The following is a 3,112-nucleotide window of genomic DNA, read 5'->3' on the forward strand; positions in this document are numbered from 1 at the left end:
CTTCGCCAGATGCACGCCGTCGAAGGTCCGGAGAAACCTTAGCGTATATCTGGGTCCGTTCTATGTACCGACCCCAAGACGCTGCCCACACGGGCGGCGGCGACGCTCACGGAGTATAGTGTGGGGGAGGGGAGGCCGACCGCAGTGGCCCCTCTCTCAACGCGATCGCGGCTTCACCAGCTTTGCCAAAAAAAAGGACGTTCGTTCTATTGACACTCTGCTCTTGACAAGGATAGCTGAGCGCAAAGGAGTCAGCCAGGACGGCGGCCCAAGAAGTAAAAAAGGCTGGAAGGGTAATAATAACTGCAAAACAAGAGAATATATTATCCGCGTTTTTTGTTATTCGCAAGTTCGCTCTACTAAATATTGAGGGATGCGGTTGTTTTTATGCCAAATTATTCGAAGAACGCGAACGAAGTAATGATTGGCTTTCCCCAATGAAGTGATCCGATCTGGAGCATGGCTTTTGGCCATCAGAAGGAGGGACGCATGGGCACGAAATACATACAAGGCTGAGGAGATCGTCGCGAAGCTTCGGCAGATGGAGGCACTGACGTCGCAGGCGTAGTCTGTGGCGGAAGCAGTGCGGCAGAACCGTGCGGTGCTGGGGCAGGTCAATATATCGCGATAGGCCTTCATGGAAGAGAAGTCCGGCGGCCAGACGCTTTGCCTGTCAGTTTGTGCTCGGCACGGCATAATTATTTGGTGGCTACGTGCAAAGGAATATTTATGTTCGACCTGAGTGGCAAGGTTGCAATCATCACCGGCGGGTCCAGCGGCATTGGTGCTGCTGCGGTACGCATGTTTCATCAACTGGGCGCAAAAGTTACAATCGGCGATATTCAGGTCGAGGAGGGCGAGGCGCTGGCCGGCGAGTTGGGGGACCGGGTTCGCTTTTCACGCCTTGACGTTACAGATCCCGCTGCTTGGGAACGCACTGTCGATGACACCGAGAAAGCCTTTGGCCCAGTGAACATCCTTGTGAACAATGCGGGTCATTCGGGCCATCGGAAGACCATTAAAGACCTGAGCCTGGAAGAGTATCGGCGCGTGTGCGCGATCAACCAGGACGGAGTTTTCCTCGGCATGAAGACGGTTCTGCCTTCGATGTTGCGCGCGGGCGGCGGATCCATGATTAATAATTCCTCCAGCTGGGGCCTCGTTGGCGCGGCCGACAACATGGACTATTGTGCATCGAAGTTTGCGATTACGGGGATGACGAAAGCCGCAGCGATCGAACTCGCTTCGCTCAACATCCGGGTCAACTCGGTTCATCCTGGAATGACATTGACGCCGATGGTCGTATCGACATTGGAGATGATCGGTGCGTCAGCCGACGAGTTCATTTCCCGTATGCTGCCGATCAATCGTGGCGCGGCCCCCTCGGAAATCGCGAGCGTGTTTGCATTCCTGGCATCCGACGCCTCCAGCTTCGTGACCGGGGCCGCCATTGCCGCCGATGGCGGGTTGACCGCTCAATAACGAGCCGCCCGGGACTTGCCGGGCAGGACTATGCTTTAAGAGAGGATCTGAAAATGATAATTTTTATCGGCAAGATCACCCATCCCACTGCGGAAGCTGCAACTCGCGCCCTGGAAAAGGCGGGGGACGGTGACGCACTGTCCGCTGCCGAGCCGGGATGCGTTCATTACACGCATGCACAGGATTTTCATGATAAACGCGTGATCTGGCTTGTGCACGTGTACAAGACGATTCCAGATGTGCAGTCGCATCTGGACGCTGACTTTTATCCAGCCTTGAAGGCTGCAGTCACCGATGGATCGATTGCGATGGAAGTCAGTCAATATGTCGGAATGGAAGCATTCAACTTCCTCTGAATACCGGTATCATCTGAAGCATTGGCATAGAACGCTTCCTTGACAACCCTTGAACTAAAGCTTCCCTTCCCAAGTCATCGGCAGGACCTATTGGAATTTGCTGCACGAGGGATAGCCGGTTTCGGATACGCACTGTATGGAGTGTATAAATGAATAAGACAGTTGCGGTTTTCGGCGCCACAGGGACATCCGGAGGGGCAGCCATGCGCCACTTGATCTGGGCTGGCTTCCATGTGCGCGCCATCACTCGAAACCCGGACAGCGAGGCTGCGCGCCACGCCGCCAGCCTCGGGGCCGTTCCGGTGGCTGGTGACCTGAACGACCGCGCGTCGATCCGCAACGCAATACAGGGCGCCGACGCGGTCTATTTTGTTGGCACCTCCGCGGAAAATCGTTGGGATGTGGGGCAAGCCGTTCAAGGTATCAACGCCGTGGACGCTGCGATCGAAGCTGGCATTTCACATTATGTTTTCCAGTCCGCGCTGACGGCCGACGCCCGGGGCGTACTTCTGATGGGATCGAAGCGGGCGATCGAAGAACGGCTTGCCGAACTGCCTTTGCGCACCACCATTTTGCGGCCTGGATTTTTCATGGAAAACCTGCTGCGCTTTTTCGTTCCGGTGGAACAGGACGGGAAGCTGATCTTCGCCATCCCGATCCCGCCCGAGAAAGAAAATGGTTTAATCGCTGCGGAGGATATCGGCAGGGCGGCTGCCAAGGTGATCGCCGATCCGGATCGATATGCCGGCACCGAGATCAATCTGGTATCCGATGTCGCCTGTCCCAGTCAGATGACGCGGATTATGGGTGAGGAACTGGGCTGCGAGGCGAGCACGGTCCACATTCCGCTGGACGATATCAAACGGGATTGGCCGCAAGGCTATGACGACACTCTCTGGCTCAGTACGCGCACCACGAAGGACAATAGCGACGATCTTGGGGCGCTTATCGGCAAGACAACGAGCTTCCGGGAATGGACAAAGACGACTTTTGTCCCATTCTTCAAACAACTAAAACAGCAGGTATTATAATGATGGAGAGATTCCATGATGGTCAAGGACGAGTTTACGGTTGAACTCGATTGCAACTGGAAAACGGCATATGATAACTTCATGGAAGCTTATCATATAAATACAGTCCACTCCAAATCCCTGGCGCCTTTCTTGAACGCTGAGAGTCCGTTTGAGAATACTCATGGATGGACAATTCTACGGAGCATGAGGCTGCCGAGAGCGACATGGATCATGGCCTCCGAGACGTCGATTCGCTGCTCG

At 55.0% G+C, this 3,112-nt stretch carries 3 protein-coding genes; all 3 read left to right on the forward strand.

The window, feature by feature from the left end; all coding sequences use genetic code 11:
* Positions 1–729: 729 nt before the first annotated feature.
* The 3 genes from AAC640_RS18255 to AAC640_RS18265 all read left to right on the forward strand — a co-directional run bounded on the left by AAC640_RS18255 (position 730) and on the right by AAC640_RS18265 (position 2,869).
* On the forward strand, positions 730–1,482 hold the full coding sequence (locus tag AAC640_RS18255; protein WP_340268867.1) for an SDR family NAD(P)-dependent oxidoreductase: 753 nt from the start codon (positions 730–732) through the stop codon (positions 1,480–1,482).
* Positions 1,483–1,535: 53 nt separating this feature from the next.
* Positions 1,536–1,838 (forward strand): putative quinol monooxygenase, encoded by a 303-nt coding sequence (locus AAC640_RS18260; protein WP_340268869.1) that lies wholly within the window; start codon positions 1,536–1,538, stop codon positions 1,836–1,838.
* A 149-nt stretch (positions 1,839–1,987) separates the two neighbouring features.
* Entirely contained in the window at positions 1,988–2,869 is an 882-nt protein-coding gene (locus AAC640_RS18265; protein ID WP_340268871.1) for an NmrA/HSCARG family protein, read from the forward strand.
* Positions 2,870–3,112 lie beyond the last annotated feature (243 nt).

The sequence above is a fragment of the Sphingobium mellinum genome (genome assembly GCF_037860795.1).
Classification (GTDB): domain Bacteria; phylum Pseudomonadota; class Alphaproteobacteria; order Sphingomonadales; family Sphingomonadaceae; genus Sphingobium; species Sphingobium mellinum.